We start from the raw sequence: 3,533 nt of genomic DNA, 5'->3' as shown, positions 1-3,533 counted from the left end.
GATGGAGATAACCATAAAAGCGACAACCTCGCGCTGATCCATTCGCAGGAGACTCGATGAGCGATTTCCGCAAAGACTGCCAACGCTACAAATCCTTGCCCGGCTATCGTGGTCTGATCTGGTGGATGCTCGATCAATCATTCTGGGTGATCCTGACCTATCGCTTGTTTGCCAGCGCGCGGGGCAAATGGTTTCACTCCCCACTGCGCGTCTTCGAGAAGATCGCCGAGTTCATTTTCAAATGCTATTTGCCCACTACGGCGAAGATCGGACCCGGGCTGGTCATCTACCACGCCTTCGGCCTGATCATTAACGGCAAATCCGAAATCGGCGCCAACTGCACGCTTTACGCCAGGGTCTGCATTGGCAACCGCTGGCCCGGTGATGGCACGCCGATTATCGGCTCCAACGTCACCATTGGCACAGGCGCATGCATCTTCGGGCCCGTGCGCATTCCGGACAACTACACCGTGAAGGCCAATGCGGTCATCACACCATCAACAGTGCTCTTTCATTAGGGCGTTCAGCATGGATCACTTAACGTAGTACTCCGTCTCTGCGACACCGAATCAACTATCGCCCGTCAGGAAAACTTCAACACGTCCAGACAACCGCGCCCACGCCGTGAAACATCTATAGGAATGTCTATGAGCGCAAGACCGGTACGCCTGTCCATCATCATCATCACCTGGAACGAACTGGAGAATCTCCGGCGTTGCCTGGATTCCTTGCTGGATAAAGTCGATTTCGAAAAGGACGAGGTCATTGTCGTGGACAACGGTTCCACCGATGGCAGCGCCGAATTGGTGGCACAGCACCCGCAGATCCGTTACTTCCCGCTTGATCGCAATTATGGCGTCGGCCCAGCGCGCAATCGTGGATTGTTTCTGGCGCACGGCGAGTACTGCATGACGCTGGACAACGACACCATTTTTCTGACCCCGGATCCGGGCACGATTGTCGAAAACTTCTTCAAGGCGCATCCGGATACAGGCGTGGTCGGCTTCCAGCTGCTCAACGTCGACCGCACCCGGCAAGACTCCACGCGTCGTTTTCCGCGCTTCTATCAGCCGATCGCGGCGCGCATTGCTGCCACGCGCAAGCTCAAGTTCGTCAACCAGGAACTCGAGCGTCACCTGATGACCGACGTGCGCTTCGATGAAGCCAGCGATCCGATGGAAGTGGATTACGTGCTTGGTGCCAACCAGACCTTCACCAAGAAGATCGCCACGCTGCTGATGGGCTACGACGACCAGATTTTCTTCGGTCCGGAAGACGCCGAATTCTGCGTGCGCACACACAAGCTTGGCCTCAAAAACTATTACAGCCGCTCCATCTCGATCGTCCACGACTACAAGCGCAGGACGCGCAAATTCTCGAAGCTGACTATCAAGCACCTGGCCGGCTTCGCCTACATGCTGAAGAAGCATGGCGGCATTTACCGCTATTCGCTAAGTGCGCGTAGCTGAGTTTTTTCACAGGAGTAAAGCCAATGAACCGGCGTGATTTCCTTCGTCACTCAAGCATGGCCTTGGCCGTCGCTGCATCCTTCGGTATAGGCACCCGCAGCGCGTTTGCCGCGACAACTGGCGGTCGCGCGTTTTACCTGGACGGTGAGGCCGGTAACGACAGCGCACCGGGCAATAGCCAGCAGCAGGCGTGGCGCAGCATCAACAAGGTCAACAGCGTCACCTTTCAACCAGGTGACCGGATTTACTTCAAGCGCGGCAGCAGTTTCCCCGGGCAGCTCCATCCGCAAGGTTCCGGCAGTGCCAGCCAGCCGATCGTGGTAGACAGTTACGGTAGTGGCGAGCTGCCGCACATCCACGCTTATGGCAAGGCGCAGTGCTCGGTCTACCTACATAACGTCGAGTACTGGACGCTGCGCAATCTGCAGGTATCCAACAAGGGCACGCAAGCTCAGGGCAACCGCGCGGGCGTCTACGTGCACCACGAAGATTTTGGTGTGGCACACGGCATCGTGCTGGATGGTTTGTACGTGCACGATGTCAACGGTTCGCCGATCAAGAAACAGGGCGCGGGCGCCGGCATCATGGTCAATGCGACCAGCAAACAGCGCCCCACCTATTACGACGGCCTGCAAATATCCAATTGCAGCGTCGTCAACACGCAACGTAACGGCATCCATTTTCTGGCCGGCGGAAGCCGCCAGGGTGGGCTGGGGCGCAACGTGATTGTGCGCGGCAACAAGATTCAGCAGGTGCCGGGCGACTGCATCCTGGTGATCGGCTGCGATGGGGCTCTGATCGAACACAACACGGTCAGCAACTGCACGGAACTCCCATCGGGTGAGGCCGCCGCCGGTATTTGGCCGTTCAACAGCGACAACACCCTGATCCAGTACAACGAAGTAAGCGGCCATCAGGCGCACGCCGACGGCGAAGCCTTCGACTCGGATCTGGCTTGTGCCAATACGGTCATCCAGTACAACTACAGCCACGACAACATTGGTGGGCTTGCGCTGATCTGCAATGAGGGCAACAAGAATCTTGGTGCTGGCAACAGTGGCACGATCGTCCGCTACAACGTCAGCATCAACGATGCGTTACGCCCTTCAAACAGTGCTTCGCTGCGGGTAACCGGCCCGGTTGAGGGCAGCAAGATCTTCAACAACATTTTCATTATTCCGCGTAGACAGGGCGGCGATGCAGGAACCGTGTTCAAGGCGGACAACTGGCAGGGCGTTCCCAACAACACGGCCATCCACGACAACATCATTGTCGCCGAGCAGATCCCCGGCGTAGAACTCAGCCTCGCTCAAAAAAGTGTCGTAAGCGACAACACGGTTCTGGGCTTGGCCGATGGCGGGATTCACACCGGGGTTGCCGGGCTGACAGCCATGGCCTTACCGAAAACCAGCTCTGGCGGTGCGCACGCTCAAATGCTTGCGCGCTACCAGTCATACCGGCCCACGCTGGCCGAGGTCGTGCAGTTGGTACAGAAATGCTTCATCAACGGTAAGGCAGCGCCGAATGCCTTCACATTGATCGAAAATACGGCTCGGGCAAGCTAGGCATCAAGCGCCGAACCTCGCCCTCCTCAGAACGCTCAATAAACTTTGGTAGCAGGCAGCAATACACGGCGGAGCAGCGTTTTTGCCGTGTTGGCCCACCTGCTAAAAATAGCTAATCCACACACACTAGACGTCAGGCCTCAGACGAGGCCTGACTAGTTGCGCGCTGCAGCAGGGCAAGCGGCTCGCGGAGAGCCGGAATCGGTATGATTTTCAATTTAGCCCAAGAGCTGGTGCCCCTTGTTGGCAGGGGTGGCTGTGGCAATCGGCAGGCGTCAACCTGCCTCGAACTGAATCAGTTGGCAAGATGCACACGATATTCAGCCTGCAGTTTGGGTTTACGGCTGTACTATCAAAATGTATAGGCAATTGAGATGTTTATCACGTTTATAGGTTTTGGATAATTTGAGTAAGCGTCACATTGCAGAAGCCACAACTGCACTGTAGAGCTTGGCAATGAAGATTCGCGAATCGAAAATCGCTGCGGCACTTTTCCTTC

At 56.5% G+C, this 3,533-nt stretch carries 3 protein-coding genes; all 3 read left to right on the top strand.

The window, feature by feature from the left end; genetic code table 11:
- The first annotated feature begins 56 nt into the window (after window positions 1-56).
- The 3 genes from M0974_RS07775 (at window position 57) to M0974_RS07765 (ending at window position 3,034) form a co-directional block, all read left to right on the top strand.
- The gene (locus tag M0974_RS07775; RefSeq protein ID WP_297834921.1) at window positions 57-518 is read left to right on the top strand and encodes a hypothetical protein; all 462 of its coding nucleotides are present in this window, start codon (window positions 57-59) and stop codon (window positions 516-518) included.
- Window positions 519-647: 129 nt separating this feature from the next.
- Window positions 648-1,469, top strand: a complete 822-nt coding sequence (locus M0974_RS07770; RefSeq protein ID WP_297834918.1) for a glycosyltransferase — start codon at window positions 648-650, stop codon at window positions 1,467-1,469.
- 23 nt (window positions 1,470-1,492) lie between these two features.
- The gene (locus M0974_RS07765) at window positions 1,493-3,034 is read left to right on the top strand and encodes a right-handed parallel beta-helix repeat-containing protein (protein ID WP_297834916.1); all 1,542 of its coding nucleotides are present in this window, start codon (window positions 1,493-1,495) and stop codon (window positions 3,032-3,034) included.
- Window positions 3,035-3,533: the final 499 nt, after the last annotated feature.

Origin of the sequence: Pseudomonas sp., from assembly GCF_026224925.1 — a bacterium.
In the GTDB taxonomy this organism is placed as follows: domain Bacteria; phylum Pseudomonadota; class Gammaproteobacteria; order Pseudomonadales; family Pseudomonadaceae; genus Aquipseudomonas.
The sequence above is the reverse complement of the archived record's forward strand: the minus strand, read 5'-3'. Positions and strand labels throughout refer to the sequence as shown.

Coding starts and splice junctions, on each gene's coding strand:
- M0974_RS07775 (WP_297834921.1), top strand. CDS start 57: ATGAGCGATTTCCGCAAAGACTGCCAACGCTACAAATCCTTGCCCGGC.
- M0974_RS07770 (WP_297834918.1), top strand. CDS start 648: ATGAGCGCAAGACCGGTACGCCTGTCCATCATCATCATCACCTGGAAC.
- M0974_RS07765 (WP_297834916.1), top strand. CDS start 1,493: ATGAACCGGCGTGATTTCCTTCGTCACTCAAGCATGGCCTTGGCCGTC.